General features: G+C 62.2%; 16 protein-coding genes. 10 read left to right on the top strand and 6 right to left on the bottom strand.

Annotation, left to right across the window (positions count from 1 at the left end; genetic code table 11):
• Nucleotides 1-110 precede the first annotated feature (110 nt).
• From FH061_RS05165 to FH061_RS05150, 4 genes are all read right to left on the bottom strand, one after another.
• The gene (locus tag FH061_RS05165; protein ID WP_151633642.1) at nt 111-1289 is read right to left on the bottom strand and encodes an ABC transporter substrate-binding protein; all 1179 of its coding nucleotides are present in this window, start codon (nt 1287-1289) and stop codon (nt 111-113) included.
• 25 nt (nt 1290-1314) lie between these two features.
• Nucleotides 1315-2121, bottom strand: a complete 807-nt coding sequence (locus FH061_RS05160) for an alpha/beta fold hydrolase (RefSeq protein WP_151633640.1) — start codon at nt 2119-2121, stop codon at nt 1315-1317.
• The gene (locus tag FH061_RS05155) at nt 2118-3701 is read right to left on the bottom strand and encodes a benzoate-CoA ligase family protein (protein WP_151633638.1); all 1584 of its coding nucleotides are present in this window, start codon (nt 3699-3701) and stop codon (nt 2118-2120) included. The genes FH061_RS05160 and FH061_RS05155 overlap by 4 nt, the downstream gene beginning before the upstream one ends.
• A gap of 221 nt (nt 3702-3922) precedes the next feature.
• Nucleotides 3923-4396 carry a DUF4863 family protein gene (locus tag FH061_RS05150; RefSeq protein WP_151633636.1) on the bottom strand — a complete coding sequence of 158 codons (474 nt, stop codon included), beginning with the start codon at nt 4394-4396 and terminating at the stop codon, nt 3923-3925.
• A 214-nt stretch (nt 4397-4610) separates the two neighbouring features.
• Between FH061_RS05150 and FH061_RS05145 the strand changes: the two genes are divergently transcribed.
• The 7 genes from FH061_RS05145 (at nt 4611) to FH061_RS05115 (ending at nt 13071) form a co-directional block, all read left to right on the top strand.
• Complete coding sequence (locus tag FH061_RS05145) at nt 4611-5516, top strand: helix-turn-helix transcriptional regulator (protein WP_151633634.1); 906 nt, start codon at nt 4611-4613, stop codon at nt 5514-5516.
• A gap of 333 nt (nt 5517-5849) precedes the next feature.
• A complete protein-coding gene (gene boxC / locus FH061_RS05140) occupies nt 5850-7508 on the top strand; it encodes a 2,3-epoxybenzoyl-CoA dihydrolase (RefSeq protein WP_151633632.1) in 1659 nt (552 codons plus the stop codon).
• 28 nt (nt 7509-7536) lie between these two features.
• A complete protein-coding gene (gene boxB / locus FH061_RS05135) occupies nt 7537-8964 on the top strand; it encodes a benzoyl-CoA 2,3-epoxidase subunit BoxB (RefSeq protein ID WP_151633630.1) in 1428 nt (475 codons plus the stop codon).
• Between the two features lie 59 nt (nt 8965-9023).
• Nucleotides 9024-10265, top strand: coding sequence for a benzoyl-CoA 2,3-epoxidase subunit BoxA (gene boxA, locus FH061_RS05130; protein ID WP_151633628.1), 1242 nt, complete (start codon nt 9024-9026; stop codon nt 10263-10265).
• A 112-nt stretch (nt 10266-10377) separates the two neighbouring features.
• The gene (locus FH061_RS05125; RefSeq protein WP_151633626.1) at nt 10378-11187 is read left to right on the top strand and encodes an enoyl-CoA hydratase/isomerase family protein; all 810 of its coding nucleotides are present in this window, start codon (nt 10378-10380) and stop codon (nt 11185-11187) included.
• A gap of 602 nt (nt 11188-11789) precedes the next feature.
• A complete protein-coding gene (locus FH061_RS05120; protein WP_151633624.1) occupies nt 11790-12056 on the top strand; it encodes a hypothetical protein in 267 nt (88 codons plus the stop codon).
• 631 nt (nt 12057-12687) lie between these two features.
• Nucleotides 12688-13071: a response regulator gene (locus FH061_RS05115; protein WP_192804918.1), complete on the top strand. Its 384-nt coding sequence runs from the start codon at nt 12688-12690 to the stop codon at nt 13069-13071.
• Between the two features lie 117 nt (nt 13072-13188).
• On the opposite strand, the gene FH061_RS05110 is transcribed toward FH061_RS05115, so the two are convergent.
• Together FH061_RS05110 and FH061_RS05105 are read right to left on the bottom strand one after the other, a co-directional pair.
• On the bottom strand, nt 13189-14202 hold the full coding sequence (locus FH061_RS05110; protein ID WP_151633620.1) for a Bug family tripartite tricarboxylate transporter substrate binding protein: 1014 nt from the start codon (nt 14200-14202) through the stop codon (nt 13189-13191).
• Between the two features lie 265 nt (nt 14203-14467).
• Nucleotides 14468-14854, bottom strand: coding sequence for a cupin domain-containing protein (locus FH061_RS05105; protein ID WP_151633618.1), 387 nt, complete (start codon nt 14852-14854; stop codon nt 14468-14470).
• Between the two features lie 327 nt (nt 14855-15181).
• Here FH061_RS05105 and FH061_RS05100 point away from each other — a divergent pair, with 327 nt between their 5' ends.
• The 3 genes from FH061_RS05100 to FH061_RS05090 are packed head-to-tail and all read left to right on the top strand — an operon-like array spanning nt 15182 to nt 18729.
• Nucleotides 15182-15625, top strand: a complete 444-nt coding sequence (locus FH061_RS05100; RefSeq protein WP_225984490.1) for a PAS domain-containing protein — start codon at nt 15182-15184, stop codon at nt 15623-15625.
• A 9-nt stretch (nt 15626-15634) separates the two neighbouring features.
• Nucleotides 15635-16978: a sensor domain-containing diguanylate cyclase gene (locus FH061_RS05095; RefSeq protein WP_151633616.1), complete on the top strand. Its 1344-nt coding sequence runs from the start codon at nt 15635-15637 to the stop codon at nt 16976-16978.
• Nucleotides 16975-18729: a putative bifunctional diguanylate cyclase/phosphodiesterase gene (locus FH061_RS05090; RefSeq protein WP_151633614.1), complete on the top strand. Its 1755-nt coding sequence runs from the start codon at nt 16975-16977 to the stop codon at nt 18727-18729. The genes FH061_RS05095 and FH061_RS05090 overlap by 4 nt, the downstream gene beginning before the upstream one ends.
• The last annotated feature ends 187 nt before the right edge of the window (nt 18730-18916 follow it).

Genomic DNA, 18916 nt, shown 5'->3' with positions numbered 1-18916 from the left:
GAGATGCGCTGCCGCGCCTTGGCGCGCGGCAGCGCATTGCAGCAGTCAGGCCCGGGCATTGAACCTTAGGCCTTAGACCTTAGACCTTATGCCCTGGATCTGATCGGCGATCAGCCCTGCTTGCAGCCGCGCGCCGGATCGGCCAGCGCCTTGATGGCCACGCCCTTGACTTCATTGTTGTTGCCCTTGACCTCGCGCAGATAGATATCCTGGATCGGGTTGTGCGCCGGCGACAGGGTGAACTTGCCGCGCGGGCTGTCGATGGCGGCGCTGCGCATGGCCAGGATCATCTGGTCGCGCTTGCCGATGTCGCCGCCGACCGCCTTCACGCCGGTGGTCAGCAGCTGCGCCGCATCATAGCCCTGCACCGCGTAGACGTCGGCATTGGTCTTGTAGGTCTTGGCGAAGTTGAGGCGGAAGGCGTTGTCGCGCGGCGTGTTGAGGTTGTCGGCGTAATGCAGCGTGGTCACCAGCCCCTGCGCCGCCGCGCCCTGGGCTTCCAGCGTGCCGTCGGTCAGGAAGCCGGGGCCGTACAGCGGGATGGTCTTGTTCAGTCCGGCGGCCACATAATCCTTGACGAACTTGACCGCACCGCCGCCGGCGAAGAAGGCATACACCGCATCCGGCTTCTGCGACGCGATCTGCGTCAGCAGCGCCTGGTATTCGACGTTGGGGAAGGGCAGGGTCAGGTTCTGGGAAATCTTGCCGCCGCCCTTTTCGAAGCCTTCCTGGAAGCCCTTGACCGACTCGTTGCCGGCGGCGTAATTCCAGGTGATGGTCATGACGTTCTTGTGGCCGCGCTCGGCCGCGACCTTGCCCATCGCATAGGCCGGCTGCCAGTTGGAAAACGAGGTCCGGAAGATGTTCTTGGCGCACATGGCGCCGGTGATGACGTCGGCGCCGGCATTCGGCACGATCAGCAGGGTATTGGTTTCCCGGGCGACCTTGGCCATGGCCAGCGCCACGCCGGAGTGCACGGTGCCCACCACCACGTCGACCTGGTCGCGCTTGATCAGCTTGTTGACATTGTCGGTGGCCTTGGCCGGATCGGATTCGTCATCCACCTTGAAATACTGCACCTCGCGTCCGCCGATCTTGCCGCCCTGTTCGGCCACGTACATCTTGAAGCCGTTCTCGATCATGTTGCCGAGGTTGGCAAAGGTGCCGGTGGCCGGCAGCATGAAACCGACCTTGATCGGTCCCTGCTGGGCAGCGGCAGGGGCGGAGAGCACGCCGGCGACGGCTGCGGCGATGGCTGTGGTGATGGCCGGCTTGAAGAGGTGTTTCATTATTGTCTCCTTGGTATTGAACGCGTCAGCCAGGGCTGACGATGAATCGAGCTGCTTCTTTCATGAGCGCTTCAGCTTGATCCCGGTGCGGCGAATGGCCGCATTCCGGGAGGATCAGCAGGCGTGTCTGAGGCGCCTTCCTCCGGATCCCGCGGATCTGTTCTAGCGTACCATACTCGTCGTCTTCTCCCTGCACCGCCAGCACCGGGCAAGTGATGTTCGGCAGTTCCTCCTCGATGTTCCATGCGCGGAACGCCGGATCGAGCCAGATATCGTTCCAGCCCCAGAACGCAGAATCCGGATCGGCATGGTAGCGGCCGAGCTTGCTTCGCATGTCGGTGGAAAGATAGACCTCCCGCGCCTGCCGGATACTGGCGACCGACACTTCCTCGACGAAGATATGCGGCGCGGCGACCACGACGCCGCTGACATCCTGCGGAAAGCGGGCGGCATGCAGAAGGGCAATCGATCCGCCGTCGCTATGGCCGAACAGCCAGGGCTTCCTGATATCGAGTGCCGACAACAGGGCCGGCAGCACCTCATGCGCCTGCGCATGCATGAAACTCGCCGGCCAGCGTTCCTCCGCCGGGCGCGGCGTGGAATTGCCATAGCCGTAACGGGAAAACACCAGGCCGGCAAAGCCGTTGCGCTCGCAGAATTGCCTCGGAAAATCCTTCCACATCGCCACCGAGCCCAGTCCTTCATGCAGGAAGACGACGACCGGGAAAGCGGTTTCTGCCGCACCCACCCACTGGTACTCCAGCCGCAGCGGCCGGCCGCGCCAGTCGATGTCTGCGTACCGTGTGACCGGCTGGCGCAGCGCACTCGTCATGCAGGCATCTCCTGCAGGGCGCGCAGCTTGAAGCGCTGGATCTTGCCGGTGGCGGTCTTGGGCAGTTCGGTCACGAACAGGATATCGCGCGGATACTTGTGCGGCGCGAGCTTGCCCTTGACGAAGCTTTTCAGGTCTTCGGCCAGGGCCGGCGTCTCCGTCTGGCCCTTGGCCAGCACCACGTAGGCCGAGGTCTTGGTGAGGCCTTGCGCATCGGTCTTGCCGACCACCGCGCATTCCAGCACGGCGGGATGCTCGATCAGGACATTTTCGATTTCGATCGGCGACACATATTGCCCGCTGACCTTGAGCATGTCGTCGCTGCGGCCGGAGTAGCAGTAATAGCCGTCCGCATCCATCACATACTTGTCGCCGCTCTTGAGCCATTCGCCGATGAAGGTGGCCCGGCTCTTTTCCCGGTTGCACCAGTACAGCAGCGCCGAACTCGGGCCGCGGATGTAGAGGTCGCCGATCTCGCCCTGGGCCACGCGCTGGCCGCTCTCGTCGCGCAATTCCACGTCGTAGCCCGGCACCGGCAGGCCCGAAGTGCCGTAGCGCACGCTGCCGGCCCGGTTGGAAATGAAGATGTGCAGCATTTCGGTGGAACCGAGGCCGTCGAGGATGTCGCAGCCGAAATGCCGCCGGAACTTCTCTCCGACTTCGCGCGGCAGCGCTTCGCCGGCGGAAGTGCAGACCCGCAGCGCCACTTCATCCTTTTTCGGCAGCGCCTCCGACGCCAGCATCGCGACATACAGGGTCGGCACGCCGTAGAAAATCGTGGGCTTGTGCTCGACCAGGCGCTTGAAGACTGCCGGCGGCGTCGGCCGCTCCGCCATCAGCACCACGGTGGCGCCGACGCTGAGGGGGAAGGTCAGGCCGTTGCCTAGGCCGTAGGCGAAAAACAGTTTCGCCGCCGAAAACACGACATCATCCTCGCGGATGCCGAGGACGGGCTTGCCGTACAGTTCCGCGGTCCAGAACAGGTTGGCATGCGAATGCACGGTGCCCTTCGGCCGGCCGGTGGAGCCGGAGGAATACAGCCAGAATGCAAAGTCGTCGCCGGAAGTATTGGCGCAGGCCGATGCCGGCAGCGGTTCGGCCGCGAGCAGGTCTTCCAGCGCGCTGATGCCTTCCACGGCGCCGGCAGTGCCGCCGCCGCTGCCGGCGACGATCAGTTGCGGGCGAGCATCGGTCTTGCCGAGCGCTTCCTGAACGCAGGGCTGCAAGGGCTTGGAAAAGATGACCGCCCTGGCGCCGCTGTGCTCCATCATGTAGGCGTAATCGTCGGCCGGCAGCAGGGTGTTGACCGGCACCGGTATGACGCCCGCCAGCAGCGCGCCGAGGAACACCACCGGCATGTCCGCCGTGTCATGCATGATCAGCAGGATGCGCTCCTCGCGCCGGATGCCGCTGGCAAGAATGCCGGCGGCGAATCGCCGCACGCGCTGCTCCAGTTCGCCATAGGTCATGCGACCGGCGTCGTCGATATAGGCGGTCTTGTCGGCGCGCCCGGCATTGATTTCCAGAATGTGGCGGGCGAAGTTGAAGCGCTGCGGCAGCGCGGCGGTTGGCTGGCTCATCTTTATCTCCTATGCGCAGCCCGGCCTTTATCGTTGATGCGGCCAGGCTGCCTCTCGCTTGGTCGGGCGGCTGTTCTGCATGCGCCGCTCCGCTGATTCATGTCGACCGGCGGCCGGTCAGATGTGCAGGTGCGCAGCCCGGCCTGCCGCCTGCCCTGCGCCGGGCAATTGTTCGTGATGCAACATGGTGGCGATCGTGCCGAACATCGGTGTGCTGGCTCTCAGGCTGCGGCGGCGGTGAACTGGATGGCGCCCTGGGGCAGCAGGTAAAGCACCAGCGCGCGGCCCTTGGCCACGGTCGGCCGGTGGGCGCTGCCGGGGCCGTACACGCACCAGCCGGCAGGATGGCCGTCGAAGCTTGCGCCTTCGGAGAGCGGCATGATCAGGTCGATTTCGCCGTTGGGATGAGCATGATGCGGGCCGGCAATGTCTTCCATTTCCACCACGTCGACGCTGAAATGATGCGTCGCCTCGGTGGCTTTGAGCACGCGGCCATAGCGGATGCCGTCGGCTTCCCGGTTGCACAGCCAGCCGTCGCGCACGCCGACCTTGCAGGCATCGAAAATCTGCTGATAAAGCTCGCTGCCTGCGCCGTGCCGCTCATTGAGGCGGGAGGCGAGGGCGGCGTCCAGGGGCAGCCCGTCGATTTCTTCGGTGAGCTTGCGGATCAGCTCGCGGAAACGGTCGACATCCATTGCACATCTCCTTGAATGCACTTGAGTGCATGGCATTGGAACAAGTTGTCTTTTTATGCCGCCGAGTTTAGGTGTACTATGTTGCATGTGTCAAGCAGTATCCAACACTATATTTCATTTTATTGAGCGCCTCATGCATTCGTTTTTTGCGATAATCGCCGGCATGATGGCTCTTTGAAATACACTGCGCCTTATTCTGGAGAAAGACTCACGTATGACCGCGCAAAATGCATTGACCGACAGCCCCGAAGAGGAAAAGGATCCGTTTCTGGTGGCCTTGGGCGAGCGGCTGCGTGCCCTGCGGTCGCGCCGCGGCCTGACCCGCAAGGCATTGGCGAGACTGGCCAACGTTTCCGAGCGCCACCTGGCCAATCTGGAATCCGGCGTCGGCAATGCCACGCTGCAGTTCCTGCGCCAGCTGACTTCGGTATTGAATTGCACGCTGGCGGAAATGATCGGCGATGAGACCGCCACATCGCCGGAATGGCTGATGATCCGTGAAATCCTGAGAGGCCGTTCCGACGAGGAACTGGCCAAGGCGCGCTCGACCCTGGCAGGCATCTTCGATGCGCCGACCAGCGAAACCGCTCGCCGGCAGCGCATCGCGCTGGTCGGCCTGCGCGGCGCCGGCAAATCCAGCCTCGGCCGCATGATGGCCGATTACTGGATGGTGCCTTTTGTCGAACTCAGCCGCCACGTCGAAACCCTGGCCGGCTGCAGCGTGGCCGAGATCCATGCGCTGTACGGCCCGAGCGCCTATCGCCGCTATGAATACCGGGCGCTGGAAGACATCATCCAGCGCTTCCCGCGCGCGGTGATCGCCACGCCCGGCGGCATCGTATCCGACCCCGCCACCTTCAACCTGCTGCTGTCGCACTGCTATACGGTATGGCTCAAGGCTTCTCCCCGCGATCACATGGAACGGGTATTGGCGCAGGGCGACACGCGGCCGATGTCGGGCAACCGGGAAGCGATGGAAGACCTGAAGAGCATCCTGGAAAGCCGCGCCGCCTTTTATTCGAAGGCCGACCAGACTTTCGATACCAGCGAGATGACGCAGGAAAATGCCTACTTCGGCTTGATGGATGCGCTGCGGGATGTGATTCAGTTGCCGGCGTGAATCCATTGGTCGAGTGGGACCGGCAGCTACACCGATAGGCTGCGGATAGTCCGGTTGCCGCAGCTCGTTCGAGCTGAGTTGAAAAGAGCTGAAATAATAGAGCTGAAATAAAGCCGGAGGCGCAAGCTTCCGGCTTTTTTCTTGTGGCGCGGGATCGTGCGCCAAACCCCGGTTTCATGCCCCGTTGAAACAGGCTTTCCGGCATGCATCTTCATCCTGCAAAAAAGTACATCTGCACGAACTGAAGTGCATTTTTGTTCTTGACACTCCATGGGTGCTGCAATATAGTGCGTTTCAAGCCTGACGAATGCACCATACTTCACCGAGGAGCATATGAGTACCGCACCCCAAGTCAATTACGAAACCTCGCCCGAGCTTTACAAGCACTGGTCCCTGGCGGTCGACGGTCCGATCGCAACCCTCACCATGAACATCAATGAGGACGGCGGCCTGAAGGAAGGTTACAAGCTCAAGCTCAACTCCTATGACCTCGGCGTCGATATTGAACTGCACGATGCCGTCCAGCGCATCCGCTTCGAGCACCCGACCGTGAAGACCGTTGTCATCACCAGCAGCCGCGACCGCATCTTCTGCTCCGGCGCCAACATCTTCATGCTCGGCAAGTCCTCGCATGCCTGGAAAGTCAACTTCTGCAAATTCACCAACGAGACCCGCAACGGCCTGGAAGACTCCAGCCGCCACGGCGGCCTGAAGTTCGTCGCGGCGGTCAACGGCGCCTGCGCCGGCGGCGGCTACGAGCTCGCCGCGGCCTGCGATGAGATCATCCTGGTCGATGACCGTTCCTCCTCGGTCAGCCTGCCGGAAGTGCCTCTGCTCGGCGTGCTGCCCGGCACCGGCGGCCTGACCCGCCTGACCGACAAGCGCCGCGTGCGCCACGATCACGCGGATATTTTCTGCACCACTTCCGAAGGCGTGCGCGGCCAGCGCGCCAAGGACTGGAAGCTGGTCGATGAAGTGGCCAAGCCGGCGCAGTTCGCCGAGACCGTGCGCCAGCATGCGGTGGCACTGGCCGCGAAGAGCCAGCGTCCCGACAGCGCCACCGGCGTCAAGCTGACGCCGCTCGACCGCAAGCAGTCGGATAACGGCATCGACTATGAATTCGTCAGCATTGCGATCGACCGCAGCAACCGCACCGCGACCCTGACCGTGAAGTCGCCATCCGCCGCGCAGCCCAAGGATGCCGCCGGCATCGAAGCCGCCGGCGTGAAATGGTGGCCGCTGCAGTTCGCCCGCGAACTCGATGACGCCATCCTGCACCTGCGCACCAATGAACTCGACATCGGCACCTGGGTATTGAAGTCGGCGGGCGATCCGCAAGCCGTGCTCGACGTGGATGCCACGCTCGCCGCCAACCGGGATCACTGGCTGGTGCGCGAAACCGTCGGCTTCCTGCGTCGCACGCTGGCGCGCCTGGACGTGACTTCGCGCTCGCTGTTCGCCTTCATCGAAGAAGGTTCCTGCTTCGCCGGCACGCTGCTCGAAGTCGCGCTTGCCGCCGACCGCAGCTACATGCTGGCCCTGCCGGACGACGCCGACAAGGCGCCGAAGATCGCGGTGTCCGAACTCAACTTCGGCACCTATCCGATGGTGACAGGCGAATCGCGCATTGCCCGCCGCTTCTATGGCGACGAAGCCGCGATCAGCGCCGTGCGCGAAAGCCGGGGCCAGCTGCTCGATGCCGACCAGGCGATGGCGCTGGGCATGATCACCTACAACCCGGACGATATCGACTGGGCCGACGAGACCCGCCTGGCCATCGAAGAGCGCGCCAGCATGTCGCCGGACGCCCTGACCGGCATGGAAGCCAACCTGCGCTTCAACGGCAAGGAAACCATGGAGACCCGCATCTTCGGACGCCTCACCGCATGGCAGAACTGGATCTTCATCCGCCCCAACGCCGTCGGCGAGCTGGGCGCGCTGAAGGTCTATGGCTCCGGCAACAAGGCGAAGTTCGATCTGAACCGCGTTTGAACGATTCGACAATATCAAGGAAGACACCGTGAGCACAATCAACTACAGCGAAAAGATCCCGAACAACGTCAACCTGTCCGAGGACAAGACCCTGCAGCGCGCGCTGGAACACTGGCAGCCGAACTACCTGCAATGGTGGCAGGACATGGGCCCGAACGGCTCCACCAACTTCGACGTCTACCTGCGCACCGCGATCAACGTCACGCCGGAAGGCTGGGCTCACTTCGGCCACGTCAAGATGCCCGACTACCGCTGGGGCATCTTCCTGGCCCAGCAGGAAGAAGGCCGCAAGGTCAACTTCGGCGAGAACAAGGGCATGGCCGCCTGGCAGGAAGTGCCGGGCGAACACCGCGCCAACCTGCGCCGCATCATCGTCACGCAGGGCGATACCGAGCCGGCATCGGTCGAGCAGCAGCGCCATCTCGGCCTGACCGCGCCGTCGCAGTACGACATGCGCAACCTGTTCCAGATCAACGTCGAAGAAGGCCGCCACCTGTGGGCGATGGTCTACCTGCTGCACAAGTATTTCGGCCGCGACGGCCGCGAGGAAGCCGAAGCGCTGCTGCAGCGCAATTCCGGCAACGACGACAACCCGCGCATTCTGGAAGCCTTCAATGAAGAGACCCCGGACTGGCTGGCGTTCTACATGTTCACCTACTTCACCGACCGCGACGGCAAGTTCCAGCTCAATGCGCTGGCCGAGTCGGGCTTCGATCCGCTGTCGCGCACCTGCCGCTTCATGCTGACCGAAGAGGCGCATCACATGTTCGTGGGCGAGTCGGGCATTTCGCGCGTCATCCAGCGCACCGTCGACATCATGAAGACCCACGGCATCGAGGATCCGGCGGAGGTGCGCAAGCATGGCGTGATCGACCTGCCGACCATCCAGCGCTACCTGAACTTCCATTTCAGCGTCACCATCGACCTGTTCGGCGCCGACCAGTCATCGAATGCGGCGATCTTCTACAGCTCCGGCCTGAAAGGCCGCTATGAAGAGACCAAGCGCGACGACGACCATCTGCTGAAGAACAACCAGTACAAGATTCTCGAAGTGCAGGGCGACAAGATCGTCGAGAAGGAAGTGCCGATGCTCAATTCGCTCAACGAAGTGCTGCGCGACGACTTCATCCGCGACTCCATCGCCGGCGTCGGCCGCTGGAACCGCGTCATCGAGAAAGCGGGCATTTCCTTCCGCCTGCAGGCGCCGCACAAGGCTTTCAACCGCCATATCGGCACCTTCGCCGGACACAAGGTGTCGCCGGACGGCCGCGTGATCTCGGAAGCCGAGTGGGCCGCCAATGTGCGCAACTGGCTGCCGAGCGAGGAAGACCGCGCCTATGTGGCGTCGCTGATGGGCCGCGTGATCGAGCCGGGCAAGATGGCCAACTGGATTGCGCCGCCGCCGGTAGGCATCAACCGCCAGCCGATCGACTTCGAGTACGTGCGGTTCAACTAACCGGCATCACCGGGCCGGACCTTGTCCGGCCCCGTTCCACCCTATCAAGACTGGCCGCCATGAATGCACCCGAACCGATCGCCTTCATCCGTCAACACCTCATCGATCCCGAGGTCTGCATCCGCTGCAATACCTGCGAGGAGACCTGTCCGATCGATGCGATCACCCACGACAGCCGCAACTACGTGGTGAAGGCCGATGTCTGCAACGGCTGCGGCGCCTGCATCTCGCCTTGCCCGACCGGCTCCATCGACCACTGGCACATCGTCCCGAAGGCCTCGGCCTATTCGATCGAGGAACAGCTGACCTGGGATGAGCTGCCGCCCAAGCAGGACATCGACCCCAGCCTGCTCGACCAGGCCGCCAGCGACAATGCCGCCGAAGCCGCGGTCGAAGAAGTGCAGGTCAATGCATCAAGCTCGGCGACGTCGCCGGTGCCGCCATGGTCGGCCGCGCATCCCTACATCAACCTGTACACGCTGAAGAATCCGATCACGGCAACCATCGCCGGCAACTACCGGCTGACCGATCCGTCGGTGGAAAGCGATATCCACCACATCGTGCTCGACTTCGGCACGCAGGTCTTTCCCATCCTGGAGGGCCAGTCGATCGGCATCATTCCGCCCGGCGTCGATGCCAGCGGCAAGCCGCATTACATGCGCATGTATTCGGTGGCCAGCCCGCGCAGCGGCGAGCGCGAGGGATACAACAATCTCTCGCTCACCGTGAAGCGCGTGGTCACCGACCATGAAGGCAAGCCCACCGCCGGCGTGGCATCGAACTATCTGTGCGATCTGCAGAAGGGCGATCCGGTGCAGGTCACCGGTCCCTTCGGCACCAACTACCTGATGCCCAACCATGCCGGTTCCAACATCCTGATGATCTGCACCGGCACCGGCTCGGCGCCGATGCGTGCCATGACCGAGCACCGCCGCCGCCTGGAATCGAACGGCAAGAAGATCGGCAAGCTGATGCTGTTCTTCGGCGCACGCAATTCGCAGGAGCTGCCTTACTTCGGTCCGCTGCTGAAGCTGCCGGATCATTTCATCGACAAGCACTTCGCCTTTTCGCGTGTCGAGGGTCAGCCCAAGACCTATGTGCAGGACAAGATCCGCGAGGCCGGCAAGCAGGTGGTCGATCTGCTGCGCGGCGATACCTACATCTACATCTGCGGCCTCAAGGGCATGGAGACCGGCGTGATGGATGCGCTGCGCTCGGTGTGCGCGGCGGAAGGACTGGACTGGAACGAGCTGTCGGCGAAGATGGTGAAGGAAGGACGCTTCCACGTCGAGACATATTGATAGCCGTTCGGAATTCGAATCGATATCCGGAAAACAGGACGCTTGCGTCCTGTTTTTCTATCCAGGGCAAGGCAACTATTCGACATTGCCCTCAGATTGCAAGGAGCTCAGCATGACCATTTCCCTTCCCGTCGAGACAAGCAACTTTCGCGTCGACATCGACGAACAGGGCATCGCCCATCTGGTATTCCAGCCGGCGGGTGGCATGCCCGTGACCGATGCGCAGGGACATGCGGCGCTGGCAGGCATCTGGCATCAGCTGTCCGCGCATCCGCAGGTCAGGGCGGTGCTGGTGCGCAGCGAAGGCAAGGCCTTCTGTGCCGGCGGCGAACTGGCGATGGTGGAAGACATGCTGGTTTCGGAACAGGCGCGCCAGCGGGTGATGCGGGAAGCGCGCGATATCGTGCGCGGCATGATCGACTGCACCAAGCCCATCGTGTCGGCCATCCATGGCGCGGCGGTCGGCGCGGGGCTCGCGGTGGCGCTGCTGGCCGATATCTCCGTTGCCGCGCGCACTGCCAAGCTGATCGACGGCCATACCAAGCTCGGCGTGGCCGCCGGCGATCATGCGGTGGTGATCTGGCCGCTCTTGTGCGGCATGGCCAAGGCCAAGTATTACCTGCTGCTGTGCGAGACGCTGAGCGGCGAGGAGGCCGAGCGCATCGGCCTGGTGAGCCGGGTGGTCGACGCCGAGCAGCTGCAGGCGGAAGCACTGGACATTGCGCGCCGCCTCGCCGCCGGCAGCCGGTCCGCGATCGCAGGCACCAGGCGTTCCCTCAACCACTGGCTGCAGGCTGCATGGCCGGCATTCGAAGCGTCGCTGACTGCGGAGATGATGGACTTCAGCCAGGCCGATGCGAAGGAAGGTGTTGCCGCCATCCGGGAAAAGCGGGCGCCGGTATTCGGCAAGGATGCGATATGAAGTACGCGCGCATGAATGAAAACTGAAGACCGACAACCGGAAGTCGAGCCTAGATAGCGCCGGGCTTCCGATGGCTGGACGAGGCACTCTCGCCGTGTCATGCCGCCTACCGCGCCACCGGCCCTAGGGCCATGGCGCCAAGCAGTCCTGACAGCAGGAAATGCCCTTCATCACCCAGCCACTTCACCGGCGAGCCGCTTATCACCCCGATCAACCCGGCGATTAACGCCTGGGCACAGGCTTATGGATCCGGCCCTCTCCCAGAGGTAGAGGCGGACGGCAGCGGCCCGGAAAATAAACCATTCTCCGGGCCAAATCAATAGAACCTGAGGCCACAGCTTGTGGGGAACGCTGCCATAGAGGAGTGCAATCACTGCTTGCCGGCACGGATGGGGATTCACTGATTCCGCCCACGCAGGACACGGCGGCAAGAGACGACAAGCGACGACAAGCGACGACAAGAGAGGGAGGAGGCGGCAACACTGCGGAATGCCCTTGATCATGCCGATGCAGCCCCCATCTCACTTCTCTGCATGGAGGGCGGCCGGAAATGCTTCGGTCGCACGAACATTCTCTCGAAACAAGTTGCTTAGTGACGAAACATGGAACAAACAATTGCCATTTCAAAATATGATCCAAACCGTTTGCTGAATACCCTGATGGAGCGGCTTGGCCTTTCCGGCGACAAGGAACTGTCGCAACGCCTGAACATTTCGACCAAGGTCTTGCGCAAGATCCGAAGCGGCGAACTGACCATCAGCGCTTCCATGCTGCTGTGGATGGCGGAATGCGCGCAAACCACTATCGAGGAACTTCGCGGCATCCTCGGCGACAGACGCAGAAAGTTGCGCCTGAGCTATGTTATCTAATCGCGCAGGATTTCATGCAAACACTGCGGCGTAACGTTCAAGCTGAATCTGCCTGGACGCTCTGGCTGCCTCTGCATCCTCGTTCTTTAGGGTATGCCGGTCACACCTGTGCTGCTGGCATGCCATCATCCTTCCCATTTCCTTCCAAAGAATAGTTGCCATCCTGTCCGCCAGGATCGCCCGCCTGTTTCCCGGCTTGCATCTCTTGTCAACCGCGACTTCCAAGGTGTTTTGAATGTTTGGCACTGAGCTTGCTTACGTATGCTTGCTGACGTAGGCAACAGCGCCAGTCAACGCGATCGTCGATGAAAGCCATGCTTTCCTTTCCGCCGAGCCCGAACAACGGTGGAAGACCGGGGACAGATCGCCGACTTGGCAAGCCACGCAGGCGTGTCACGTAAATAATGCCGGCACATCGTAAATATTCTAGTGGTGCGAGTTGAAAATCTGTTGGTCACATTTTCCTTCAACAAATTTCCAATTCATCTCACTGGATGGTCGGCGTCATCTCAAACTAATTGGTGGATACGATACATTCCGATGATGGTAAATCATGACAGTCTCAAATTTCTCCCACAACGCAGGTAGCGGGAGCGGACGACGAATAGCGACATGGAGAAGCAGGTCACGCTTGGCGACCCATGATGCGCCCGGGGTTCAGGCGCATCGACTGCTGCTTGTTGACGATGATCCCGATTTGCTGGAAATCACGTTCGAACTGTTGAGTGCGTACGGCTTCGACGTGACTGCGGCGAGCAGTGCCGAAGCCGCCCTGGCGATCCTTCAGGATCGCAACGACTTCGAGATCTTGCTGAGCGATGTGGTGATGCCGGGCATGAGCGGCTTGCAGCTCGCCTACAAGGCTAGGGAGCTGCATCCGCAACTGAAGATCATTCTGGTCTCGGGCTATCCCAATCCTGCCATCGAGTCCGGTCACGGTTATCTCGGCGACTTCGAGTTCCTGGAGAAGCCTTACCGCGTGGATGATATCCTCAGGCTCGCCGACGAAGGATAAGCGCTGTGGCATTGCATTGGAACTGAGTGCCACGCGTCTTCAACGGTGTCTCCCTCTTCGATTGCCCGTGAAGCAGCGGCAGCCTCGCCCGCTGCCGCTCGTCGAGCGCGCGGTGCTTCAATCGACCCGCGCGCCGGATGTCTTGACCACCTGCGCCCACTTCACGGTTTCCGTCTTGATGTAACCGGCGAAGTCGGCCGACTTGTTGCCGACCGGTTCCGCGCCCTGTGCAAGGATCTTTTCGCGCATCTGCGGCTGCTGCACGATGCGGCCGACTTCCTGTTCCAGCTTCGCGACGATGGGAGCCGGCGTGCCGGAAGGCACGAAGAGGCCGAACCAGCTGCCTGCTTCGAAGTCGGCCAGTTCGCCGCCGCTCTGCGCCACGGTCGGCACGTTCGGCAGTGCCGCAATCGGCTTGGCCGTCGTGACCGCCAGCGCCTTGAGCTTGCCGGCCTTGATCTGGCCTAGGCTGGAGGGCAGGTTGTCGAACATGATTTCCACATTGCCGGCCACCAGATCGGTGACCGCCGGTGCCGATCCCTTGTAGGGCACGTGCACGATGTCGGTCTTGGTCTTGCTCTTGAACATTTCACAGCTCAGGTGGATCGACGTGCCGGCGCCGCTGGAGGCGCAATTGACCTTGCCGGGATTGGCCTTCAGATGGCTGACCAGGCTTTTCACATCGGTGATCTTGTTGCGCTCGGCCCATTCGGCATTGACCGCCAGCACATTGGGCACGCTGGCCACCATCGAGATCGGCGTAAAGTCCTTGATGTGGTCAAAGGGCATCTTGGCGCCATAGAGGGCGGTGTTGATCGCATGGGTGCCGACCGTTCCCATCAGCAGCGTATATCCGTCCGGCGCGGAGCGCGCCACGTAGGCGGAACCGGTATTGGCGGCGGCGCCCGGTTTATTCTCGATGATGACGGGCTGGCTCCAGGCCTTGCTCAGCTCCCCGCCGACGAGGCGGGCCAGGACATCGGTGGTGCCGCCGGAGGCGAACGGCACGACGATCGTGATCTGCTTCGAAGGATAAGCCTGGTTTTGGGCCTGGGCCTGTGCTGCGCCGAAGGCAAGGGCGGCCATGGCCGCTGCTGGCAGAAGGTGTGTGATCTTCACGCGAGTCTCCATTGAATTGGTTGGTCACCGCTCTTGTTTGCCCTGGTATGTCAAGGCCTCTGGCGGTGTGGGAAATACTTTCACAAGTCGACCCGAGCGTCAATCGACCGCGCGGCCGATTGCCTCGCATGTACGGATTCGTCAACTGCCGGGTGCGCAGTCGATTGGAGCCCGACAGGGGGCCGGCTGCCGGACCTGGAGCGCGTCGATGCAGCGGACGCTTGAACCAATGGCGGGGAACGTGAGGACGGACTGCGGAAATCCGCCGGCGATCATGTCAATGCCCGTGCTGGCGCTCGTATTCGTCCGCCTGGGCCTTGGTCTCGTGAACGATGCCGTCCGGATGTTCCGGCGGTGAATAAATCGTGTACAGCTTCATCGGCTCGGTGGTCGAGGTATTGATGACGTTATGCTCCGTGCCCGCCGGAATAATGACCGCTACACCGTCCTCGAGCGCATGCTTTTCCCCGTTCAGCAGTGCAACGCCCTCGCCGGCCTCGACCCGGATGAACTGGTCATGGCCTTCGTGCCGCTCAAGGCCGATTTCCTCGCCCGGCTGCAGCGTCATGATGACGAGCTGCATGCGCTCTGTGGTGTGCAGCACGGCCCGGAATTTGCCATTGTCGAGAGTGTCCTTTTCGATGTTGGTGCTGAAGCCTGTCATTGGCGTCTTCCTTGAAGTGAAGTTTTCAGAGTGATCAAGATATTCGGTTTCCGCTCGTTTTTCGAGTGGATAAATCCGAAGAAGTTGCGAATCGAATAATTGACGCTGCGGCCGTCCGGCTTGGCAGACGGTCAGGAAATGGCTCACCGTCGATATATTATGTCCAAGTCAGATATTAGGGTGGTCAGAACATTTAATCCTGTACATTCCATTGGAAGCCGATGTAAGCTTGATTTAGCACAAACTTGTCTTGGTCAAAAAAATGCTAGTATGATTTCCTTGAGGAAATAAAACAGGTAAGCGAAGGCTGCCACATGGGAGAAAACAATGAGTACTGCGGATGCAACGATGATCAGCGAGAAGGACGCCGGCACGATGGCTGGAGCGGCGGGTGAAATCCGCTTCGCGCAGGACAATCTCATCCACCTGCTTGGCACCCTTGGCAAGGAAGACCTGGACGCATTGAATTTCGGCGTCATCGCCTTCGATGACCAGACCATCGTTCGCCAGTACAACCGCTTTGAATCGAAGTGCGCCGGCCTGGCACCGGAACATGTGATCGGGCAGCGGATGTTCACCAGCGTCGCACCTTGCATGAACAATTTCCTGGTGGCCCAGCGTTTCGAGGATGCGCTCGCCGAAGGCGGGGAACTCGATGACATCATCGATTATGTGCTGACCCTGCGCATGCGCCCTGTGAAGGTGAGGCTGCGTCTGCTGGCCCATCCCGCCGTCAAGACACGCTATGTTCTTGTCGACCGCCCCGGCTAAGGAGTAGCAATGGCAACACTTGAAGAAGAGCACCAGGCGCTGCTGCAGTTTCTCTATCTTGCGCCGGTCGGCCTGGCGCAGCTGAAGATGGACGGCGAGATCGTGATGATCAATCCGCTCTCGGCCCAGCTGCTGATGCCCTTGTCTCCCGACGGCAGTCTCAACAACCTGTTCGCGGCGCTGGAAACGATCGCGCCCGAACTGCGCCACCTGTGCGCAAGCTTCGAAGAGCCCTATGGCATGATCTGCGATGCCACGAGGCTGCAGGTCAATGCCGGCATCCCCGGCAGATCGGACCCGCAGATACTCTCGCTGACCCTGCTCAAGCTCGATGCGGCACGCCTGATGGCCGTCATCAGCGATGTAAGCGTGCAGGTCAAGCGGGAACGCCAGCTGCAGCAGCATGAGGCCTGGTTCAATGCGATTCTGCACGGCATGACCGATTACGCGCTGGTGTCGCTCGACGGAAAGGGCGGCATCGAGCAATGGAACGAGAGCATAGGGCGGGTTACGGGGCATGACGCGGCGGCCGTGCTCAACCGGCCGTATTCGATTTTCTTTCCGGAAGGCGCCACCACCGAAGACAGCCTGCAGGATCGCCTGCAGGACGCCGACATGAATGGCTGGAGCCTGCAGGAAAGCTATTGCCGCAGGGCCGACGGCACGCGTTTCTGGGCCAGCACGCTGATCACGCCGCTGCGCGTGCGCAACGATGCCGCACACATCGGCGCCATCCGACAGGACATGTCCGACTGCCCTTCTTATTGCCTGGTGGTTCGCGATATCGACGAGAAGCGCGAGGCCAGCGAATCGCGCCGCAAGGCGCTGCTGTGCGACCATCTGACCGGCGTGGCGAACCGCAGGGCGTTCTTCGATGCGGCCGAACTCGAATTCGAGCGCATGAGGCGGTCGCCCCGGCCGCTGTCGCTGGTGCTGTTCGATGCCGATTCCTTTAAAAGCATCAATGACCGCTATGGCCATCCGGTCGGCGACACCGTTCTCCGCCATTTCGCAGAGACGCTGCAGGACACTTTCCGCCAGATCGATATCGTGGCCCGCATCGGCGGAGAAGAATTCGCCGTGATCCTGCCGTCGACCGACATGCCGGCCGCCCTGGCGGCGGCGGAGCGCCTGCGTGCCGCGATCGAAGGCGCCTGCGTCAACATCGACGGCTTGCATATCCGCTATACGGTCAGCGGCGGTATCGCCTCGGTGGACGGCGACGTTTCCGGCATCGACGAGCTGATCAAGCGTGCCGACACGGCGCTGTACGTAGCCAAGGCCGAGGGCCGCAACCGCGTCAGGACCTGGGGCACCAGCCAGGCCAGACTCCTGGAAATGGTGGCGTCATGACCGACAAGGCAAACGAAGCCTACGAAACCCTGCTCGAGTTTCTCTACATGGTACCGGTTGCGCTGCTGCAGGTGAACGACAAGGGCGCCATCGACATGCTCAACCCGATGGCCGCGCAGCTCCTGATGCCGCTTGCCCCGGACGGCCGCATGGACAATCTGTTTGCGGTGCTCGAGCCGCTGGCTCCCGAGCTGGCCGCCACGGTGCATGACTTCGCTCCGCCGTCGGGCGTGGTATGCGAGTCGGTGCGCATCGACATCGGCCATGTCCGGCCCGAGCATCATGGACCTCAGGTACTGTCGGCAAGCATCCTGAAACTTGATGCGCAGCGCTTCATGGTGGTACTGGCCGACGCCACGCGCGACGCCGAACGCGAACAGCAGACGCTGCTGCGCGAACTGAACGACGCGGCACGCATTGATGGCCTGACAAGGATGCCCAACCGCTCGGCGGTGCGCGAAACGCTGCAGCGCATGATTGACCAGGCGCCGCCCGAAGCCAGGGATTTCGCCGTTCTTTTCATCAATTGCGATCGCTTCAAGCAGGTCAACGACAGCTTCGGCAACGCAACGGGCGACCATATCCTGCGCACCATCGCCGAGCGGCTGCGCCAGTCGCTGCGCCGTGCCGATCTGATCGGCTCCTCGCAGAGCGCACCGCAGATGGCAGCCCGTTTTAGCGGCGACGAATTCGTCGTGATACTCGACGGCCCGCAGCACGGCGAGCATGCGGCATCGGTTGCCCGCCGCACGCTCGCCGCGCTGGAATTGCCTTACCGTGTCGACGGCCATGAGATCGTCTGCAATTTCAGCATCGGTATCGTGGTGCCGGACGCATCGCGCGCCGATGCCGACATGCTGCTGCAGGACGCCAGCATCGCGATGGCGGAGGCCAAGCGGGCTGGCGGGTCGCGCCATGCGCTGTTCGATCCGGCGATGCGCGAGCGGGCGCAGAAGCGCGGCGGCATGGAAGCGGAATTGCGGCAGGCGCTGCTCAACCGACATCTGCATGTGGTGTACCAGCCCATCGTCGGACTGCAGCAGGAGGAGGGCCGCCGGCCCGCCGCCGGCGCCGAAGCGCTGGTGCGCTGGCATCATCCTCTCAAGGGGAGCATTCCACCGCCGGAGTTCATCGGCATCGCGGAAGAATGCGGGCTCATCGGCATCCTTGGCGAATTCGTTCTGGAAAGCGCCTGCGCGGACTTCATGGACTGGAAACGGCGGCTTGGTCCGGACGCGCCCGCGCTGCTTGCGGTGAACCTTTCGCGCGCCCAGCTGACCGACGCCGGGCTGGTGCAGCGCGTGCAGCAGATCCTGCATTCGACCGGCATGGCGCCGGATGCGCTGCAGCTGGAAATCACCGAAAGCCTGGCTGCCCAGGACGACATCGTGCAGCAGAGGCTGCGCGACCTCAAGGCGCTCGGCATCAAGCTGGCGCTGGATGATTTCGGCACGGGATATTCATCGTTGTCCTGCCTGCACATGCTGCCGGTCGATACCGTCAAGATCGACCGCTCGTTCGTGTGCCAGGCCGACATCAGTCCGCATCACCGGGTGCTCATCGAGGCGACGGTACGGGTTGCGCACAGCCTGAACATGAATACCGTGGCCGAAGGCGTGGAGACGCCGGCGCAGGCTGCGGTGATCCGGGAACTGCATTGCGACAAGGGCCAGGGATATCTCTACAGCAGGCCGCTCGGCAAGGATCAGTTCCAGGCCTGGATCGCGGAACGCCTTCGCCTCGCTGCATAGGTTGTGCTTGAAGTGCAGCGTGCGAAGTTCATAGAGCGGTCTTGCCATGACCGGCCTGGCCAAGGCAAGACCGCTCCACGCTGTGTTTGATAAGCTGCTGTCCGGGCCCGCGGTGCTCGGCGTACCCTGCGTACGCGTGCGCTCCTCGGCGCTGATCTGAACCGCTGGCAACGCTTATCAAACACAG

The organism is Noviherbaspirillum aerium (assembly GCF_008929045.1).
Lineage (GTDB): Bacteria > Pseudomonadota > Gammaproteobacteria > Burkholderiales > Burkholderiaceae_D > Noviherbaspirillum > Noviherbaspirillum aerium.
The sequence above is the reverse complement of the archived record's forward strand: the minus strand, read 5'-3'. Positions and strand labels throughout refer to the sequence as shown.